At 40.2% G+C, this 18,759-nt stretch carries 16 protein-coding genes; 2 read left to right on the top strand and 14 right to left on the bottom strand.

All coding sequences use genetic code 11. The annotated features are described in order from the left end of the window. Positions 1 to 107: 107 nt before the first annotated feature. Genes IGJ95_RS01750 through fdrA form a run of 5 tightly spaced genes read right to left on the bottom strand, consistent with a single transcriptional unit; the run spans position 108 to position 7,383 of the window. Complete coding sequence (locus tag IGJ95_RS01750) at positions 108 to 1,322, bottom strand: dicarboxylate/amino acid:cation symporter (RefSeq protein ID WP_010736497.1); 1,215 nt, start codon at positions 1,320 to 1,322, stop codon at positions 108 to 110. A gap of 6 nt (positions 1,323 to 1,328) precedes the next feature. Then, complete coding sequence (gene arcC / locus IGJ95_RS01745) at positions 1,329 to 2,267, bottom strand: carbamate kinase (protein ID WP_077151204.1); 939 nt, start codon at positions 2,265 to 2,267, stop codon at positions 1,329 to 1,331. Positions 2,268 to 2,289: 22 nt separating this feature from the next. Further along, on the bottom strand, positions 2,290 to 3,534 hold the full coding sequence (locus tag IGJ95_RS01740) for an MFS transporter (protein ID WP_023519001.1): 1,245 nt from the start codon (positions 3,532 to 3,534) through the stop codon (positions 2,290 to 2,292). Then, positions 3,504 to 4,379, bottom strand: a complete 876-nt coding sequence (locus IGJ95_RS01735; protein ID WP_010736500.1) for a DUF2877 domain-containing protein — start codon at positions 4,377 to 4,379, stop codon at positions 3,504 to 3,506. The genes IGJ95_RS01740 and IGJ95_RS01735 overlap by 31 nt, the downstream gene beginning before the upstream one ends. After that, positions 4,372 to 7,383, bottom strand: a complete 3,012-nt coding sequence (gene fdrA / locus IGJ95_RS01730) for a DUF1116 domain-containing protein (RefSeq protein WP_153829949.1) — start codon at positions 7,381 to 7,383, stop codon at positions 4,372 to 4,374. Before fdrA ends, IGJ95_RS01735 begins: the two co-directional genes overlap by 8 nt. 121 nt (positions 7,384 to 7,504) lie before the next feature. On the opposite strand from fdrA, the gene IGJ95_RS01725 reads away from it, so the two are divergent. Together IGJ95_RS01725 and IGJ95_RS01720 are read left to right on the top strand one after the other, a co-directional pair. Further along, entirely contained in the window at positions 7,505 to 9,100 is a 1,596-nt protein-coding gene (locus tag IGJ95_RS01725; RefSeq protein WP_438761356.1) for a PucR family transcriptional regulator, read from the top strand. Then, on the top strand, positions 9,072 to 9,896 hold the full coding sequence (locus tag IGJ95_RS01720; RefSeq protein ID WP_153829950.1) for an alpha/beta hydrolase: 825 nt from the start codon (positions 9,072 to 9,074) through the stop codon (positions 9,894 to 9,896). Before IGJ95_RS01725 ends, IGJ95_RS01720 begins: the two co-directional genes overlap by 29 nt. A 120-nt stretch (positions 9,897 to 10,016) precedes the next feature. Here IGJ95_RS01720 and IGJ95_RS01715 read toward each other — a convergent pair whose 3' ends face one another. From IGJ95_RS01715 to IGJ95_RS01675, 9 genes are all read right to left on the bottom strand, one after another. Next, positions 10,017 to 10,637 (bottom strand): AAA family ATPase, encoded by a 621-nt coding sequence (locus IGJ95_RS01715; protein WP_041684352.1) that lies wholly within the window; start codon positions 10,635 to 10,637, stop codon positions 10,017 to 10,019. Between the two features lies 1 nt (position 10,638). After that, on the bottom strand, positions 10,639 to 11,508 hold the full coding sequence (locus IGJ95_RS01710) for a class II fructose-bisphosphate aldolase (RefSeq protein WP_023518997.1): 870 nt from the start codon (positions 11,506 to 11,508) through the stop codon (positions 10,639 to 10,641). Positions 11,509 to 11,531: 23 nt separating this feature from the next. Then, positions 11,532 to 11,924, bottom strand: coding sequence for a hypothetical protein (locus tag IGJ95_RS01705; RefSeq protein WP_023518996.1), 393 nt, complete (start codon positions 11,922 to 11,924; stop codon positions 11,532 to 11,534). A gap of 19 nt (positions 11,925 to 11,943) precedes the next feature. After that, positions 11,944 to 13,233, bottom strand: coding sequence for a PTS sugar transporter subunit IIC (locus IGJ95_RS01700; RefSeq protein WP_023518995.1), 1,290 nt, complete (start codon positions 13,231 to 13,233; stop codon positions 11,944 to 11,946). Positions 13,234 to 13,258: 25 nt separating this feature from the next. Continuing rightward, entirely contained in the window at positions 13,259 to 13,561 is a 303-nt protein-coding gene (locus IGJ95_RS01695; RefSeq protein WP_010736508.1) for a PTS sugar transporter subunit IIB, read from the bottom strand. An 18-nt stretch (positions 13,562 to 13,579) separates the two neighbouring features. After that, a complete protein-coding gene (locus IGJ95_RS01690; RefSeq protein WP_062805823.1) occupies positions 13,580 to 15,661 on the bottom strand; it encodes a BglG family transcription antiterminator in 2,082 nt (693 codons plus the stop codon). Positions 15,662 to 15,937: 276 nt separating this feature from the next. Next, positions 15,938 to 16,582 carry a DUF998 domain-containing protein gene (locus IGJ95_RS01685; protein ID WP_023518993.1) on the bottom strand — a complete coding sequence of 215 codons (645 nt, stop codon included), beginning with the start codon at positions 16,580 to 16,582 and terminating at the stop codon, positions 15,938 to 15,940. A 191-nt stretch (positions 16,583 to 16,773) separates the two neighbouring features. After that, positions 16,774 to 17,514 carry a sugar isomerase domain-containing protein gene (locus tag IGJ95_RS01680; RefSeq protein WP_010736512.1) on the bottom strand — a complete coding sequence of 247 codons (741 nt, stop codon included), beginning with the start codon at positions 17,512 to 17,514 and terminating at the stop codon, positions 16,774 to 16,776. Further along, positions 17,515 to 18,756: a PTS ascorbate transporter subunit IIC gene (locus IGJ95_RS01675; RefSeq protein ID WP_153829951.1), complete on the bottom strand. Its 1,242-nt coding sequence runs from the start codon at positions 18,754 to 18,756 to the stop codon at positions 17,515 to 17,517. Positions 18,757 to 18,759: the final 3 nt, after the last annotated feature.

Here is an 18,759-nt window from a genome sequence, read left to right as displayed (position 1 = left end):
TGTGTCTTTCTTTAGGTCCTGCCTGCTTTACCAGTCACATGCCTGTTTTATTTACATTTACTATAACAAGTATTTTTTAAAATTGCAACCCCTTTCTTTTTATTCATTTAGCCACGGCTAAAAATCTCATAATCGATTTCATCGACTGATTTCGCCACGAGGATTGCTGAATACACATCAGAATTGACATTCAAAATCGTACGCAACATCCCTACCAACCATTCAACACCGCCAAAAATGGCAATACTTTCAATAGGTAACCCCATTTGCGGCACGATGATGGCTAAAGAAACGAGCCCCGCACCAGGAACTACCGCATTGGCTAAAGAAATAAAAGTGGCTAAAATCGCAAGATAGACCATGGTCGTCCATCGAAACTCTACTTGGTACATCTGGGCGATCGTGATCACCGTCAGTGCCATGTGCATTGCTGAACCATTACTGTTCAATGACATTCCTAATGGTAAGACTAAGTGACTGATTCGCTTACTCAACCCTAATTTATGTTGTGTTTCTTCTAATTCGATTGGTAAAGTGATGGCTGAAGAAGTCGTTGCAAGTGCCATGATCGACATATTCTTCATATTCATGATCAATTTTAACGGATGTAATCGGCCGTATATACTGACAACAACTAACCATCCCAGTAAGAACAATACTGTAGCTAAGCTATACACCAGTAGATATTTTACCATTGGCAGAATGACTTGTGCGCCTAATTGGCTGATACTGCTACTCACCAAGGCAAATATCCCAATAGGGGCAAAATGCATCACATATTTGATGACTTGGATAATCACTTCGTTAAAATCAATGATTAGTTGAAACAACTTCGATTGGGGCTGTTTTTGTCCATATTGATTCAAGGCTAGGCCAAAAAAAATCGCGAAAACAATGATTTGGATAATCGAACCTTGCGTAAGGGATTCAAAAATATTTTTAGGCACAAACTGGAGAAACGTTTCTTGAATCGACAGCTCTTGCGCCTCGATCGTAGGACTTAATCGCTCTATATGTTCCATGCCAGATCCAGGCGTAAACAAAACAGCCAATAACACACCCCATAAAGCTGCCAATAAGGAGGAAATCCCAAAGATGAGCAAGGTGCGTGTCCCAATACTTGCTAATTCCTTCAAATCAATACTACCTAAAGCTTGAATGATCTGACCAAGAATCAATAATGGGATCGCCATCTGCATCAGTCGTAAAAATACTTCGCCAATCGGTTTTAACACAGACGCACTCATTGGCCAGAACATCCCAACCAAAATACCTAAAGCCAATGCAAGGCTAATTTGAATGATCATGGCATTTTTTTTCATCACTCGTTACCTCGTTTGTTGGATCACTGTTCCCGCACCTTCAGTCAAATGGTTCAATTTTTCAATGGAAGTAATGACTGCTTGACGTTTTGGATCACTTGCAACAAAACGGACCGCTGCCTCTACTTTTGGCAACATACTTCCAGCTGCAAAATGACCACCAGCTACGTATTCTTTTGCTTCTTCGGGAGTCATCGTCTCTAAGGCTTGTTCTTCTGGTTTTCCATAGTTGATATAGATATGCTCGACACCAGTTAAAATGATCAAACGATCGGCACCCACAGCGTCTGCCAATACGGCTGCTGAGAAATCTTTATCATTGACCGCTTCCACGCCTTGATAAAGCCCAGATGATTCAATTACTGGGATACCACCTCCACCTGCACAAATCGTGACAACATTAGCTGCTACTAACGCTTGAAGTGCTTCTTTTTCCACAATTTCTTTTGGTTGAGGAGATGCAACGACTTTACGGTAACCACGTCCTGCATCTTCCACGTATGTTCCTTCATTTTTTTGTACCGATTTTTTTGCCTCCTCTTCTGTATAAAATGGTCCAATCGGTTTCGTTGGCTTCTGAAACGATGGATCATTCGGATCAACTAACACTTGTGTCACGATGGAGACGACCGGTTGGGTGATCCCATGTTGCGTAAACGCATTGGTTAACGCTTGTTGTAACCAATAGCCAATACTTCCTTGTGTCATTGCGACACATGTATCCAAGCTCATTGGAGGATTTTTTGCGCTTATTCCTGCTTGTTGCTGCAATAACAAATTGCCAACCTGCGGACCATTGCCATGACAAAGAATGACTTGTTCTCCTTGTTCAACAAAAGCTGCGATAGCTTCAGCCGCCTGTTCGACTACGGCTTTTTGTCCTTTATCGGTTGGATCAGTTTCTAAAATAGCATTCCCACCTAAAGCAATCACATTTAATCCCATGTCTTTCCTACACCTCTTTCTATTACTTCAGCGTTTGTGTACGATCCTCTTTTGCCAATAGGGCAAAGAGAATCAACCCGATGATCAACAAGACACAAGAGAGGTAAAAACCAACTTGCATCGAACCTGAAGTATCTGCTAAATAACCAGTAACGTAAGGAGCTAAAATCGATCCTGACATCCCGATAAAATTATACGCACTTAACGTCGTTCCTAAGGCTGCTCTTGGTGCATGTTTCGTGACAAACGTCACCATGATCGGGTCAAGTGCTAATTTCCCAGTCAATCCATAAAGAATCAGCACTGTGATCAATAAGGTACGATTGGTAACAAAAGCGATAGCAAAAACCGAAACGATTGCTAATGGAACCAAAACAAAGACTAGTTTCTTCGTCGCTCCTGTCTTATCATTGATCCGTGCAAAGAGTAAGGCGCCTGGTATCGATGCCCAAGGGACTAAAGAAGAAATAAAGCCAACACTCGCTCCAGTAAATCCACGTTCTGCAATCAAAAACTGCGGCAACCAAGTAAGAATCACAAAATTAGCATAAATGCTGGTAAAACATAAAATAAAGGCTGCTACTAAGTTACGATTTGTAAAAATCTGCTTCAAAGAAATTTTTTCTTTTGGACCTTCTTCCACTTCTGCTTCTTCACCCGGACGGATCACTTTTTCTTTCAACAATACATAAAACAAAATGCCGACAATCAATGTAGGAATCGCCATCAGATAAAATGGCTTGCTCCAATCATCCCCGTTTTCTAAGACCAATTTACTTGATAGAAGATAACCGCCTGATGTTCCAAAAGCCATACCACTATTAATGATGGCATTTCCAATCGTCCGTTTACTCTTTGGAATCGCTTCTGTCGACAAGGCAAACTGTGGACCGTAGTAAGCACCTTGCCCGATCCCAGCGATGGCACGAATCACTAAGAATAAAATAAACGTCGTGGCTAATCCGGTGAAGTATGTCGCTACTGCCAAAAGTAAAAATCCCACTGTGATGACTAACTTTCGTCCAATTTTGTCTCCGACGATCCCAAAAGGAATCTGAGCGATGGCATATGTCAGAAAAAAGATACTATTTGCTAAGCCTAATTGCGTATTGCTTAAACCGAATTCTTCCCCGACCACTCCCATGATCGGGTTAAAAATCGTTCGTGTGGCATACATCAAGATCCAACCAATAAAAAAGATTGCTACTACTTTGATCCAGTAAGTATCACTGACTCTTACTGCTTGTTTTTGTTTACTCGCTTCCATGTTTCACCCTCACTTTCTTCTCCTTCGATTGCTTGTAGCGCCAACCAAATACCAAAAGCTAGATCCTTTCCCGAAGAATGACCAATTCTCATGATTTTCTCTAACTGTTCTTCTATTTTCTCCTCTTGGTTTTGTGCTAAGTCTGAAAATAATTGATACACTAGTGAATTGGCGTACCCCTTTGTCGCACAAGTTAGATATGCTTGGCTGATTGCAGTCGTTGCCGTTTGGGCTTCTCCCAGAGCAACCGCTAGCGCGATTCCTCTGGGATCTGAAACAGTCCCTAAAACAAGCTGATAACCCATCAATAGGTCATCACCACTAGGCGTCAACCCTTTGCCTCTGCCTAAAAGATAACCAACGACTTCTTGCCATTCAGTTGTCGTCCACTCTCTGTTTGGTTGTGCCATTCGAGCAAACAGCGTGGATGCACGTTTATCTACCGGTAACCCGATTTTTGTCTGCCAGTTTTTTTCAGCCAAAAATGGTTTCAATAAAAGTAGTTGTTTTTTCGATAGCCCTAACGTGAAGACGTTGAGAGGAACCAGCCGACACGGTTTTAATGTCACTTGTCTGACACTTGAAATACTGTAAATCGTCAATACATCATCACTTATTTTTACACGATTTCCTGTTTGAAGAGCCGAAGCAAGTGTGTTAAATCGATCTTCAGGAAGATTGATACCAAAACTAGATAGATAGTCATGAAAACAGGCGATATTGATCAATTGTTGCTTGATTTCAACATTAAAGGAATGCTCAAATACGCTGTGGATCACACCTATTTTTCCAAATTGCAAAAGTGGAGATAGATACTCGCTCATTTGAATTTCTTGATTACTCAACGTTGATCCCTAGCTCCTTAGCATAGGCCTCTAAGGCTTGTTCAAAGCAAGCGAGTGGTGCCCGAACTGTACCTGCGCCAATTTGCCCCACTCCAGCATTTTTGTGCGCGATCCCAGTATTTATAACAGGAGTGATTGCTGTTTCCACCACTTTGCGAATATCGATTCCTAAGCAAGTTCCTTGAAAATCCCAAGTTGGTATCGAAAACGTTGGGTTATGCCCTTCGCAGATTTTCGCCATTTCATTTGAGGTTGCTAACGCATCTTCAAAACCACCTGCACCAACAAAACGGGTCACACCTGGTGCTGCGACCATGGCCATTCCACCTACACCGACAGTTTCAGTGATAGCACTATCGCCAATATCGGGATTACCATCTTCTTCATTGAATCCTGTAAAGTACAAGCCCTTTGGTGTATTTACAGGCGCTAGATGCCATGTATCGCCTGTTTCTGCGATTCGGACACCAAAATCGACACCATTACGTGTCATCGTTGTCACGATTGTTCCTTTAGTCCCTTGGCGCGCACCATCGACGATTGCTTTTCCCGTAGCCATCATGATATTCAAGAAAAATTGATCCGTATCTGCTAAGAACTTGATTACATCATATTTTTGTTCTTCAGGAATCTCCGTTTGAATGATCAATGGAGCGATTTCTTTCAGGAAATTCAAAGAAGCAGCAATATTTCTTTGATGGAATTCATCCCCCATCGTAATCGACCGGGCGATCAAAACATTTAGATTCAATCCTTCCTCGGTGAATGCCAATGCTTGATGGATTGTTGGTCCTAGTACTTCTTTGATCCAATCTAAGCGATCAACGACTTCTTGGGAATACGCACCAAAACGTAATACCTTACCGATACCTTCATTCAAGATACAGAAGGCTTGATTGCCTTCTTTCCGGTTTTCAACAATGAAGACCGGCATATCACCAGAAGTGATCCCTCCCATCGGTCCTACTGCTTGTACATGATGACAAGGAATGAATCGCACTTTATTTGCTTCAAAAAGTGCTAATGCTTCTTCTTCGTTTTCTGCCCAACGTTCGAATAACGCTGCACCTAGACACGCGCCTCGCATCGGTCCGGTCATCGCCTCCCAAGTGATTGGCGGGCCTGCATGCAATAGTGTTTTTTGCTTTGGATCATTTAATTCAGGAATCACCGTTTTTGCAGGGACCACATCGACCAGAAACGGCTGTGCGTTCTTGATTTTTTCTGTCACTTTCTGATTTTCTTCATCAATTTGCTCCTGATGCTCTTCCAACGCATCTAAAATTTTGATCATTTTCTTGTTACCGCTCGCGCGAGGCCGCCAATCCAACTGGACTGTTTGTCCACCATAGGTGACAATCGATTCGTTGAAGCTTTTCAAACCGACATTCACTACACGCGGTTTCGTCGTCAACAACTCCATGACTTGCTCACTCGGTTGTGGTACAGAAACTGTTTTTCCATCATATGCTAAGACTTCTTTATCTGCTTCATACAATCTGATGCCTTTTAACAACAACGCCAGTTGAACCGCTTTAGCATTACTCTCTGCGACAAAAACACCTGCTTCTTTCAAACGTTCCACTGATTTTTGGTAGTCTTGTGGATCATTCTTCGTCCCACACACTGTCGCCACGAAATAAAGTTCACGTCCTGCTTTTTCCGCTTCTGACTGCACAGATTGGATCGTTGGTAACAATGCACCCACCATGTCTTCATGGGCACCATATCCTAAAACAATATCAAATAAGATGACGCCAGTTTCTTCTTCCTTGGCGTACTCTTCTATTTTATGGATCCGGACTTCCGGATCGATCATTGGATGTGGTTTACCTTGTGTATAACGATCATCTCCTAAATCAATCACTTCATACCCTTGAGATTTCAAGATATACCCATCTTCTTTGACCAGACCACCTAAATCTAATGCTTCTGAAATCAGCATGCCTGCTTCAGCTGCGAGCGTTCCTCCAGAATATAGCCCTTTGACGACTTTTTCTTTAGCAAGCGTCAAGACACCCGGCTGTTCTAGTGCTTCAAAGTAATTTTTTTTCACTGTTGCTTCGTTTGCTAAATCCACAGCGATACGGGCAGTTTCCTCTAACGTGTGTGCCAGATAGACTTTTCCTTCGTGATTCGTTGGTTTTTCTCCTAAAAATATAGCGACGACTGGTTTTGAAATACTCTGCAATAATTGCACTACCTCGTCACGTACCTCTTTTGCAGGTGGCTTAGAAATCACACAGATCACATCTGTTGGTTCATGGTTTTCAAGTGCCACGATTGCATCTTTGACCGTTATTGCTCCCACCTTGTCGCTCAAGTCACGACCACCGGTACCAATGGCATGAACCACACCTCCACCTAGACGATCAATGATTGTCGTCACTTCTTGGATACCCGTACCAGATGCACCAACTACGCCAATATTTCCAGGTGCGACAACATTCGTAAAAGCAATTGGGATACTCGATAAAATACCTGTCCCACAATCTGGCCCCATCATCAGTAATCCTTTTTCATGCGCTAGTTTTTTCAGACGGACTTCATCTTCGATCGCAATATTATCCGTAAATGAAAAAACATGCAGATTATTCTTCAACGCACGTGCCATTTCTGCTGCGCCGTATTCCCCCGGAATACTAAACAAGGCGACATTTGCATCTGGTAATTGTTTCAATGCTTCTTTCCACGTGGTCACTGATTTATTCGGTTGTGCTGTCTCTTTTGCTGATAGATCCGCTAAAAAATCATCAATCATTGGCAGTACCTTTTCCATGATTGATTCATCCTCACTCTCTACCACGATCATTAAATCGTTCGCAGACGCAGTTTGTGCCTTTTCTGTTAAAAGTGACGTGTTATTCAAAATATCTTTATTAGCATCCGTTCCCATCATGATCTGGCTCATGTTGACTTCCTCAAGCGAATTGATTTGATTAGTCAATAGCATCAAGTTGATGGAATCTTGATAATTATTTGGTAAAACAACCGTTTCTAACATAATGCCCCTCCTTATTCATTCTTACACTGTCATTGTAGAAGATTAAGAAAGTGTTTTCATCGGACGTATTTCTAAAAGAATGCTATACTTTTTATCCATAAAAGGAAAAAAGGAGAATATGATGAAATTAAGGGAGTTATTATTGCTAGGTGAACTAAAAAAAGGGAAGATTCTAACGAATGAGATTGGTTTAGATAATGAAGTCGAAACTGCAATGGTCTTAGAAGCCATTGATATCGAAAATTGGAGCAAAAAAAATCAGCTGATCCTGACCTCGTTTTATGCATTGAACGACTTGTCAGAAAAAGAACTGGAAGATTTTTTCATCAAGATGTGTCAAATCGGGATCAGCGGTCTTGTGTTAAAAACCGATCGTTTTATCAAGGTGATCCCCGAATGGTTTATTGAGTTATGCTTCAAATATGAAATCCCATTGATCAAAATCAGTCAAGAGATCAGCTATGAAAAAATTCTATTAACGATTTATGAGCCGTTACTCAATGCACATGCCCATACTTTACGAACCTACTATGAAGCACGCCAAAGATTCAACCGTCTAGAAAAACAGTTTTCTTCTTTAGAAACGATCATGCAAGAGTTTTATCAAATCATCGAACTTCCTTTTTCCTTAAAATTGCTTGATAAAGAAATCGAAATTTGCGAAGGGATGATTCCAACCGATGCCATCGTACTCTCACGTGAATCGCTGCCACAAACAGATTTCATGAAAAACGATTATTCTTTACTGACACTTTATGCTCAAACAGACTCGAAAAAACGCTATGCATTAGAGATTGCGATTTTCAATAACTATTCTCTCAATTGCTTATTGCTTGTTTATCTGAACAACCAACAAATCAAAGAAACCGACCTAGTCATTATCGAAAATGCCATTGACGCCTTGCAAGAAAAATTCAATACAGAAAGCCTATTGAAAAAAGAACGCTATACTCGTTTAAATAATTTAGCTGATGCGATTTTACAAAATACACCACGAAATCCTGAAGAACTAGATAGCTTGCTACAAGAAGCGCATATGCAGTCAAAAGATACTTACCAGACAATCGTCTTTTCAACTAAAGAGATGCAAACGCAATTAATGAAAAATCGCATCCTTACACTTTTACGGACACTGAAAAAAGAGGCGATTTTCTTTGACCAACATCAATATTCAGCTGTTTTATTCAACTTTGCTCAATCGGAAGGGCCTATCACTAAAGATCAGATTTCACGTCTGATGGTAGAAATACTCGCAGAAAATCAACAAGTAACATTTGCCATCAGCCAAGCAAAACCACGACAGGAAATCAAGGAATTGTTGTTTGAATGTTTGGATATTTTGAATTTCAATACCTCATTTTACAATGGCCCTGTTGTGACATCCGAAGATATCGGCATATTCAAACATTTTATTCGAGAAAATCAGATAGCAACATTGCAAGAAGCAATCCCTCTAAAATTGGCGCAGTTGGCTCAAACAGACTATGACTTATTTGAAACTTTTTATTGTTTTTTACAACACAATCGGAATTACAAACAAACAGCAGAAGCAATGTTTTTACATGCTAAAACGATTCGTTATCGTCTCCACAAAATTTCCAATTATCTATCAATTGATTTAACAAATCCGTTACAAATGATCAATCATGAGATTGGCGCCTATATTATCAAAATGAGGAGACAGGCAAATGAAAGAAACCAAACAACTACTCGATGACATTACAGTAACCATTTATCCTGCTCAGAGTGATACACCGAAATATATCCTTTATTTGCATGGTGGCGGATTGATTTACGGATCAAAAGGTGACATACCCAATAGGCTAAAAGATCTCTTTTTAGCTCATGGCTACACTCTGCTAGCTCTTGATTACCTGTTGGCACCAAATACATCTGTAACAGAAATCATTGCAAAACTAAATGAAAGCTTTGATGCCTTAAAAAAGACAATCATTCATGAACACCCCTTTGGTATTTGCGGGCGTTCTGCCGGAAGTTATTTGATGTTCCACCTAACCAAATATTTGTGTGTGGATCGAGGGCTTTCACCCAATTTCCTAATCAATTTTTATGGCTATGCTGATTTTGAATTTCTGAAGAAACAAACCACTCCCACCACACACACATTAACAGAAGAAATGCTTATAGACATTGATCAACAAACACCCACGGCAGACGATCCACTGATGGGTCGCGCCTTACTTTATTACTATGGACGACAACAAGGAATCTTAGCCTATTACTATCGCTTACCGAAATCACTGGATTGGTCGGATTATGCCATTAGTGAAACAGAACTTGCAGTTTTTCCTCCTTGCTATAGTACCGCCAGCACCTCAGACCAAGAAGTACCTTTTGCTTCAAGTAAAAGGATAAGCAAACAGATCCCGAATAGTCGATTCAAACCTGTTTATGATCTAGAACATGACTTTTTGAAACAAACAAACGAGCCCCAAGTCCAAACAGTCTTAAAGGAATTATCAGATTGGTTATCCACCAAAGAGTCACTTTGACATATGGCACAAAAATCTAGTAATAAAAATGAAAAAGCCTATCTCTCGATAAATAGGAGGATAGGCTTTCACTTTTTACGATTCATTCAAAACTTGAATCAATCAACTAGATATTATTTTTTATTGGTCATTCGCCACTCGCCACTCTAACTCGTTTAACAGTGGCGTATAATCCACTTTGGTGAAATCAGTCACATCGAATGTATAAAGCGTTCCAAGTTCAAAGTGTTCATACTTTCGATCATTTATAACAGCTCTAAATTCTTCTTTGGTGATATGATTGGTTCCTAACGATCGATCGTCCAACGTATCCCCATAATGATAATGGTCCATGATATAACTCAAATGACGTTCAGGATCACGATCTCTTTTATAACGTCGTTGCCATAGTACATCAAAGTCTGCGTGCAAGCGAATCGTGATCACTTCATATCCATATTTTTTTGATAACGCTCCTAATGGTCCTTTTTGTTTGTCACTGAAAGGATACTCTGAAACAATCACTTTCTTCCCTGCTTCCATGTACAGTTCCAATGCCTGATAAAAGAATGGATACACCTTGTTTTTTTCTTGCTCTGCTCGTTCAGCTAAATTATCGAACCCAATTGATTCAGCGTAATACTCTTTGACTTCATCTAAGGTAAGACGATACATCGTTGGAAAACGTTCGAACAGTCGTTCCATCAAATAAGTTTTTCCTGTCCCAGGACTTCCTGCCAAAAGAAACAAATATTTTTTCATTTTAGCTCTTTCCTGCATAGATCTCACTTCCTGTATTCAAAAACAGGCCGATTTTATGTTTGATGATTGCCTTTACTGCTTCGTTGGCTGGAATCACGTTGTGGCGTAATGATCGGCTGACTTCTGTTTCCCCAAAGCTTTCTTTTGCTGTTTTCGTCCAGTTAACAAGTAGCTCTGTCCCAACATTGAATTTACGGATTCCATGGTTGATCAACTCTGGATAATCTTCCTCTTTCACTCCAGTACCGCCGTGGATGACCAAGGGAACATCGACTACTGCGTCGATTTCTTTCAGGAGTGGTAGATTGACTTCTGTTTTTGATTTGAATTGTCCATGATTTGTTCCAATAGCAATTGCTAATGCGTCTACTCCAGTTGCTGCTACGAATTCTACCGCATCTTCGGGTTTCGTATACACTTTATCATCTTCTGCCACATGGATTCCTTCTTCCGTCCCACCAATCGTCCCTAGCTCCCCTTCCACTGAGACACCACGAGCGTGGGCGTATTCAACGACTGCTTTTGTTTTCAAGATATTTTCTTTAAAAGGTAAATGGGAACCATCATACATTACTGAAGTATAACCGCTATCGATTGCTTGCTTGATATCAGAGAAATCACGCGCATGATCCAGATGAAGAACAGCGTCCACCATTTCTTCTTCAGCGATCGTTTTCACTACATTGACTAAGACATTCATCCCAATATATTTCGCCGTATCCACACTTGTTTGGATAATGATCGGCGCACCCATTTCTTTGGCTGCTCGTAACATTTCTGGCAACATCTCTAAGTTATGCGTGTTGAATGCGCCCACGGTAAAATTCAAAGCTTCTGCTGTTTTTGTTACCTCTTTTAATGTCGTATACATTTTTTTTATAGCCACCTTTATTCTTATTTATTCCCTGTAATCGTAAGTTGTTTAGCAATTTGTCGCATCTCGTCCATTTTCCCCATATAATGATCAATTCCTTGATCGTCCCCAGCTCGTGCAGCTTCTGCTCTTTTTGCATTATATAAAGACATCAACTTCTTGTACCCATCATTGATACTTTTCTTCAGTGATAAACTTTTCTCAAGGTGTTCGATTGCCTGATCGTTATCCCCTAACTCAGCGAGCTTTAGTCCTACTTGTTCAAAAAGAACCGCTCGTTGGTCTGTTTCTTCTGTCTGGTCGATATCTTTCTTTAGTCGTTCGATCGTTGTTTGAAGTTCTTCTTTTTCTTCGATGGAAAGCGTCTGTATTGCTTCAGGTTGCTCTTTTTTCTTTTTCAAAAAACCAAACATTATGCTCCCTACTTTCACATTAGAATGCTTTTAAAATCGGACTTAAGATCCAAGCGTACAGTAGCGCTACCACTACTGTATCGACATCTGTCGCTGTCGCACTAACAAATCCCATTGAATTGAAAATCGTTACTAATAATGCTGGCAACAAGGTAATAAAGAAGCCATGAGCGATTCCACCAATGATTGCTCCTCGTCGTCCCCCAACTGCATTACCAAAAATACCCGCTGTCCCCCCAGCAAAGAAATTCGTCAACATCCCTGGCAGAATCATCGCTAATCCAAACATCGGCAACGTAAACATCGCAATGACCGTACCGATCGTTGTTGTGATAAACCCTAAAATCACTGCATTCGGACTATAAGGGAAGAACACCGGACAATCTAACGCTGGAATCGCATCAGGAACTAGTTTCATCGCAATCCCACGAAACGCTGGAACGATTTCGCCTAGTAATAAACGTACCCCTGAAAGTAATACGTATACACCAACAACAAACTGGATGGCTTGTAAAAAGGCAAACATGATATAGTTTTGACCTCCTGATAGCTCAGCCGCAAACGTCTCTCCTGCAAACAACACAGTCACGATATAAAGTGGCACCATCACCACCATGACTGATAAATACGTATCTTGTAAAAATTCAAAGTGAGCAGGCAATTTAATGTCTTCAATCGATTTCTTGTTCTCGCCTCTTTCACCAAAGATTTTTGCTACCCCAGCCTCAAATAAATAGCCGATCGTACAAAAATGCCCTAAAGCAATATCGTTTGAACCGGTGACCTTACGGATGATTGGTTGCGCCATCGCTGGCATCGCAATAGCAAACACTGCCCCAATGAAACCACCAACTAAAATCAAGACAAACCCACGTAACCCAGCGAAGTACCCAAATACAGTGGTCATCGTCGCCATCCATAAGATTGCTTGACCAGTCAAGAAGATATATTTCCACTTCGTAAAACGGGCAAGTAAGATATTAAAGATAAAAATAGCTAAAAAGGTTAACGCGATATCTCTACCTAGACCAAGTTCATTCATTGCTTGACCATTGATTGCTTCAATTGACGGGATGATCCCTTCCATTTGGAACCCTTCGGTAAAAATTTGCCCAAAATACGTCAAACTACCGACGATGATACTCGAACCCGCACTTAAAACTTGAAAGCCTAGCAATGTTTTCAATGTACCCGAAATAATTTGACCCGTTGATTTCTTTTGCAGGATCAGCCCTAGCATCGCAATCAAGGCAATCGTGATCGATGCTTGAGTCAAAATATTTTCGATAATAAAATTGATAACGCCCATGTTTTCTCCCCCTATTTTTTCTTGATTAGATAGCTCCCTTACTTTGTAAAACTGGTGTTAACTTCTCTTCGATCTCAACTTTTGAGACGATATTTTTCAAGTAAATCATGGCTGTTGTCGGATCAATGGTAAATTTTTCAAATTGTGAACGAAAATTCTCTGCGGTAATGATCACATCTGGCTTCATCGAAACGGCCGAAGAGATATCGCAGTGATCCAGCTTAGCTGTTACGCCTAATTTATTCAATACATCCTCGGCTGACATTTGAGCGGCAAAACTACTTCCTAGTCCTGCGCCACATACAAATAAAATATTCAATTTGTTCATTCCACTCTCTCCTTTTAGCTACTTAAATAGTCGTTTTTTAAATAAATCTACATTTGGACTTTCGATCAAACGAGTCAATTTCGTTTCGTCATTGATCAACTCGATCAACTCCTTCATGATGGTTAAATGGGAATATGAATCTACTGCTGCTAAGCAGAAAATGATTTTTACTGGGTCCATCTCTTCATTGCCAAAATCAACTGGCTGACGAATTGTCGCGACACTCACGCCTAACTTATTGACGCCATCTTCTGGTCTGGCATGGGCTAATGCCAGATTCTTGCCAATAACGATATAAGCGCCATACTCTTCTACTGCACGGACCATCGCATCAACATAACTTGATTCAACGATATTTTCTTTCAACAATGGTTTAGCCACTCGTTCAATCGCTTCTTGCCAATTGTCTACGTGTTCTTGGATCAATATATGATTATCTGTCAAAATGTCTTTTAGCATTGGTTGGATCTCCCTTTTATTGATTTCTAAATGATTTTGCTCAAATAATGTTTCTAATTTGGTGTAGATTGGCCGATCAATCTTGCCTCCACTTTCTTCCACGATCCGCAAGACGTCGGTAAACAATTCTGTTTGCCCACTCTCTGTCGGAATCAGTCGTTGGACCTTTTGGTGAGCATTTAAAAAATCTGCAATGATCGGACGATTCGCATCGGTTAAAATAGGCTCCAACACAAGCAGTGGTTTGTTCTGATCTGATAATTGGAACGTACTGAAAATCAAGTCGACATCTAACTTATCCACCAACTCCGCTTCTTTAGAACTCAATACCACGACAACTTCAATTTGTGGGAACTTCTCTTTTAAATTTTCTGCTAATAGATTGCCTGTTGCCAGTCCATGGTGACAAACCACCACTGATTTATACATGTACATGACATTCTGTTTGATCGTGCTAGCAATCGTCGAAAAATGGATCACTAGAAAAGCAAGTTCATCTTCGATTATCTCTCCACCAATGACTTCCTCGATCGTTGGGACAAATAATTCAACTGCTTCATAGATGGGGCGGTAATTGGCCCGAATATTTTCTTTCAAAGGATTCGTGACTTGGATTCGATGTTTGATGCGAATGATCAAAGCCGTCATATGTTTATAAAGATTTTCACACAGGATTTCTTCTTTTAAGTGAAATGGGATACGGGTCTGTTCCTCGACGAACTGGATCAGTTGGATCGTCAACAGTTGGGCTTGGACCCATTCCAACGAATTACTGATATCTTTTGAACTGAATGTCTCAATCGTAAAACGAAGGTAGTTTCTTTCAACCGGTGGAACGTCTGTCAAGCGAAACTCAACGATGACTTTTTCAATAAAATCAGTGAAACAGTCTTTTTTTTCGTTATTATTTTTCCAATTGATTGCTGAAATAAGTTCATGCTTTCTGACTCGCTGGACCCAGATCATTGTAAACAGCAACAGTTGATTTTTGTAGATATCATCTTCTTGTCTGATCATAGTATCTGTATAGATGGCTTCGAGCTTTACAATCTCCGAAGGTGAAAAATACTGTTGGAAAATTCTTTGAGCCGCAGTGATTTTCGTACCGTTTCTTGCTGAAAAATCAATTCTCCCTAGATTTTTATTAATCAAGTCATAAATCATCGTGCGGATGGAGCGCTCCGCTCCTTTATAGACCAATCCCTGTCTGCCAAAACTCACGATTTCGATACCGTATTTGATCAAATCCGCTCGCAAACGACGCATATCTTCGTCCATCGTACTTTTCGAGATCATGAATGCTTCTTCCTTACGATTCAAATAAACTGGCTGTTGCTCATAAGCAATTGATAACACTAAATCAAAGGTCCTCTCGTCACGATTCAACAACTCCTCTTGATAAGTCACCAATGCTTCTGTCAGTCTTTTTTCTTCCTCATCGCTTAAACGCAACAGAAACCCTTGCTTACGAACCGTTTGGATCTCTGCTAATTGATTGGCTCGCAACCAACTGTTGACATCCAGCACATCTTGACGAATCGTTCGTTGACTGACTTGATACTCTAAAGCTAATTGTTCCGCTTTGATTGGATAATGATATGCTCTAAATCTTTGAAGTAACTCAATCGTTCTCGTTTTCATATGATTGATTTTCCTTTCTGAACCAAGTATATGTTTGCGCTTCCAAAATAAAAAGTAGAGATTTCTGCCAATTAAGTTGGCAGAAAAGTAAGAAAGCCTGTACTAATTTTTCAAGCAAGAATGTAGCAGAAGTACCTACTTTCGAGAAATGAGCCGCACAAGTCGAAAATAGTCTCTCCTATTTTTGGCTTGCGCGGCTCATTTCTCGAAAAAATCCTCTTCAGGAAGCTCGCTTATTCGATTGTTTAGAAATAACCATTTCGCTCACCCAAACAGCTATTTTGTCACTCGTTTTAGTTGGTTGGTACCTACTGATATGATCGTTAAATAATTGAAGAAGTAACTCAATCTTTGACAAAAACCTAGTTTATCTAATAGTGGAAGGTGATTCAGCACTGGGATCCTTGCCAGTCCGTAAATCATCGCACTCAGCAGACTCAAGCTGATTAAAACGATATACACTCGACTGATTGGTTGATTCGCTTCTTTTCGATAGAGCAATAAAGCAAAAACCGGAAATAAAAGAAAGCCACTATAACCTAAACTAGAACCAACATTATGTACCCACGTTGAGAAATCCCACGAAGTAGCTTGGGTGTTAAGACTAAACAATCCTGTAAAAAGGCAATCGCCTATCGCATAGAAACCTAGTGAAACAACCAACCATTTCGCTAAATGAGTAGATACTTTTTCAAACGAAGAATACAGCGCAGGTAAGGATAAGCTAAAAAAGATGCCTGAAAAAACAGAACAAACAAGAAAGAATGTTCTCACTGGACTTGTGACGTCACCGAATACACTGATTGGCAGCCTTAATTGATCTAAACCTGGATAGAACAAGCCCAAAATATAAGGTGTTGAAAAATCACTCAACACTCCTAGAAATAAAAAATAAAGCCCATAACGTCGTAAAAAAACCATGTACTCCTCCAAAACACTTTTATTCTTATATACAGAATAACATTTTCAATTTAATTGCAAAACAAAAAATCCTATTGATTCTGTCACATTCAGTGGTTTAAAATCAAAGGATTTTTTGCTTTGATAGAGCTTATTAACTATATTCTCAAAAAAGTTATCATTTTAAAATCAATGGTTCACGACGAGCTAGTTTAAGTGAATGGATAATGAATGACCTCTTTGTACGTTTCAAATAATTCAGCATTCAATTGATCGCCACCGTCTATATTGGCAGAATAAAAAATCGGTGGGTGTTTCACTCCCTCAGAAATCAACTGTTCACAAACTTCTACGATGATCGTATTGAGAATGGTCCCTCCAATCACCGTAGAAGAAGGCCCGACCTTTTGTGATAGCCCTGTTAGTTCACAACACGCATCTCCGATATCGCCGTGGTTATCGATCACGATATTCGCAATTTCAAATAATCGTTCCCCTGATGAATGGCGACTAGTTACAGATTTCGAGTAGGATACATTTGTTAGTGCGATGATTTTTACTCCTTTTTCTTTTGCCACTTTAGCTAAATCAATAATGATCGGGTTTCTGCCAGATACTGAATGAAGAATTAATACATCATTTTCTTTAAAAGGAATCGTTCCGGCTAGGGCCATTCCATAGCCTTCTAATCGCTCCATTTGACTCGTAAAGGTTACTGGATTTCGATCCAACATCACTTCTCGTCCAAATATTGCATTGATCGTCATCATTCCTCCAGCACGGTAATACATTTCCTCTGCTAAAATACCCGCGTGGCTGGCACCAAAAATATAAATAGAATGTTTTTGTAAATTTGATTGAGTCAATAATTCAATCGCTTCTCCAATTGATTGCCTTTCTTTTTCTTCGACAATTGTTAATAGTTCTCTGATTTTATCCATGTAACGAAACATTTAAAACCCTCCAAATAAACTGCTGATTCCTCGTCCAATCATTCCCCACAATGACAAATCGTTTCCGCCAAAAATCAAGATCCAACTTTGGATCGTTGTACTGAAAATCATGGCAGAAAAACCAACTAAAGCAACCATTGTGACAGATGCTGCAATCGTTCCGAGAACTGCCCCACGAAAACCGCCTTGGCCTTCACCAATGACTGCGGCTCCACCACATTCAAAGAAACTTGTAATGACCAATGGTACGATCAGTACACCAAATAACTGGAATGAATTTGCTAAGACAACTAAAATCGTTGAAGTGATCATCGCAACGATAAAACCAATAATGACCGCATTCGGACGATAGTTGAATAGGATCGGGACATCAAAAGCAGGTTTCGCACCTGGTACCACTTTTTCAGCAATCCCTTGGAAAGCTGGAATAATTTGATTAATCAATAAACGAACACCATACAACATGATCAATAATCCAGCACCGAAATTCAACCCAGCTTCAATGGCAAACATAACAAGATTCCCACCTTCTGGAATCAAAACTGGTGCGATGATCCCCACTACCACATTCATAAGAAACATGACCAATGCTCCCGTGATCGAAATTTCACGAAAAAATGAAAGGTTCTCTGGAACATTGATCTCTTCTGTCGATTTTTCTTTATTTCCCACACGCTTTGCCACAAATCCTGAAATCAATGATAAGATCCCTGTCGGATGACCGATCAAGAAAGAATCATCACCGGTAGCATCCCAAACATATTTGCGCATGATCCATGGCATGAATGACCAATAGCAAGCAGACAATAATGCACTAATCCCAATCAGTAAAGTACCAGTTAGACCAGCCTCTACTCCGGCAGCTACAAATACAAATGGGAACCACCACAGCATATGTCCAGTCAGAAAAATCGTTTTGACTGGTGTAAAACGAGCAATCAACAAATGGATGATCAATCCTAAGAACATGGCTAAACCGACTGTACCACCGTATTCTGCTGTAAAAGTCACATCAGATAACCCTTCAGTAACTTGCACACCTAATTGTGTCTGGACCGCCGTATTTATAGGAGCTATCGTCCCTACCAACATATTTACACCAGCCGTTAAAGCCACCATCCCAAAGGCTGCGGTCAAGGAACCTTTAATGATTTCTGAAAATGACTTTCGTTGGATGATCAAACCGATCAGGGCTAAAATAACAGGTGGATTTTTCAAAATATGATTGCTAATAAAATTCATCAG

It is taken from the genome of Enterococcus sp. AZ156 (assembly GCF_051714165.1).
Classification (GTDB): Bacteria; Bacillota; Bacilli; order Lactobacillales; family Enterococcaceae; genus Enterococcus_B; species Enterococcus_B pernyi.
Note: the sequence above shows the minus strand (reverse complement) of the source record. Positions and strands in the feature narration are given on the sequence as shown.

Coding starts and splice junctions, on each gene's coding strand:
- IGJ95_RS01750 (WP_010736497.1), bottom strand. CDS start 1,322: ATGAAAAAAAATGCCATGATCATTCAAATTAGCCTTGCATTGGCTTTA.
- arcC (WP_077151204.1), bottom strand. CDS start 2,267: ATGGGATTAAATGTGATTGCTTTAGGTGGGAATGCTATTTTAGAAACT.
- IGJ95_RS01740 (WP_023519001.1), bottom strand. CDS start 3,534: ATGGAAGCGAGTAAACAAAAACAAGCAGTAAGAGTCAGTGATACTTAC.
- fdrA (WP_153829949.1), bottom strand. CDS start 7,383: ATGTTAGAAACGGTTGTTTTACCAAATAATTATCAAGATTCCATCAAC.
- IGJ95_RS01725 (WP_438761356.1), top strand. CDS start 7,505: ATGAAATTAAGGGAGTTATTATTGCTAGGTGAACTAAAAAAAGGGAAG.
- IGJ95_RS01720 (WP_153829950.1), top strand. CDS start 9,072: ATGAAAGAAACCAAACAACTACTCGATGACATTACAGTAACCATTTAT.
- IGJ95_RS01715 (WP_041684352.1), bottom strand. CDS start 10,637: ATGAAAAAATATTTGTTTCTTTTGGCAGGAAGTCCTGGGACAGGAAAA.
- IGJ95_RS01710 (WP_023518997.1), bottom strand. CDS start 11,508: ATGTATACGACATTAAAAGAGGTAACAAAAACAGCAGAAGCTTTGAAT.
- IGJ95_RS01705 (WP_023518996.1), bottom strand. CDS start 11,924: ATGTTTGGTTTTTTGAAAAAGAAAAAAGAGCAACCTGAAGCAATACAG.
- IGJ95_RS01700 (WP_023518995.1), bottom strand. CDS start 13,233: ATGGGCGTTATCAATTTTATTATCGAAAATATTTTGACTCAAGCATCG.
- IGJ95_RS01695 (WP_010736508.1), bottom strand. CDS start 13,561: ATGAACAAATTGAATATTTTATTTGTATGTGGCGCAGGACTAGGAAGT.
- IGJ95_RS01690 (WP_062805823.1), bottom strand. CDS start 15,661: ATGAAAACGAGAACGATTGAGTTACTTCAAAGATTTAGAGCATATCAT.
- IGJ95_RS01685 (WP_023518993.1), bottom strand. CDS start 16,582: ATGGTTTTTTTACGACGTTATGGGCTTTATTTTTTATTTCTAGGAGTG.
- IGJ95_RS01680 (WP_010736512.1), bottom strand. CDS start 17,514: ATGTTTCGTTACATGGATAAAATCAGAGAACTATTAACAATTGTCGAA.
- IGJ95_RS01675 (WP_153829951.1), bottom strand. CDS start 18,756: ATGAATTTTATTAGCAATCATATTTTGAAAAATCCACCTGTTATTTTA.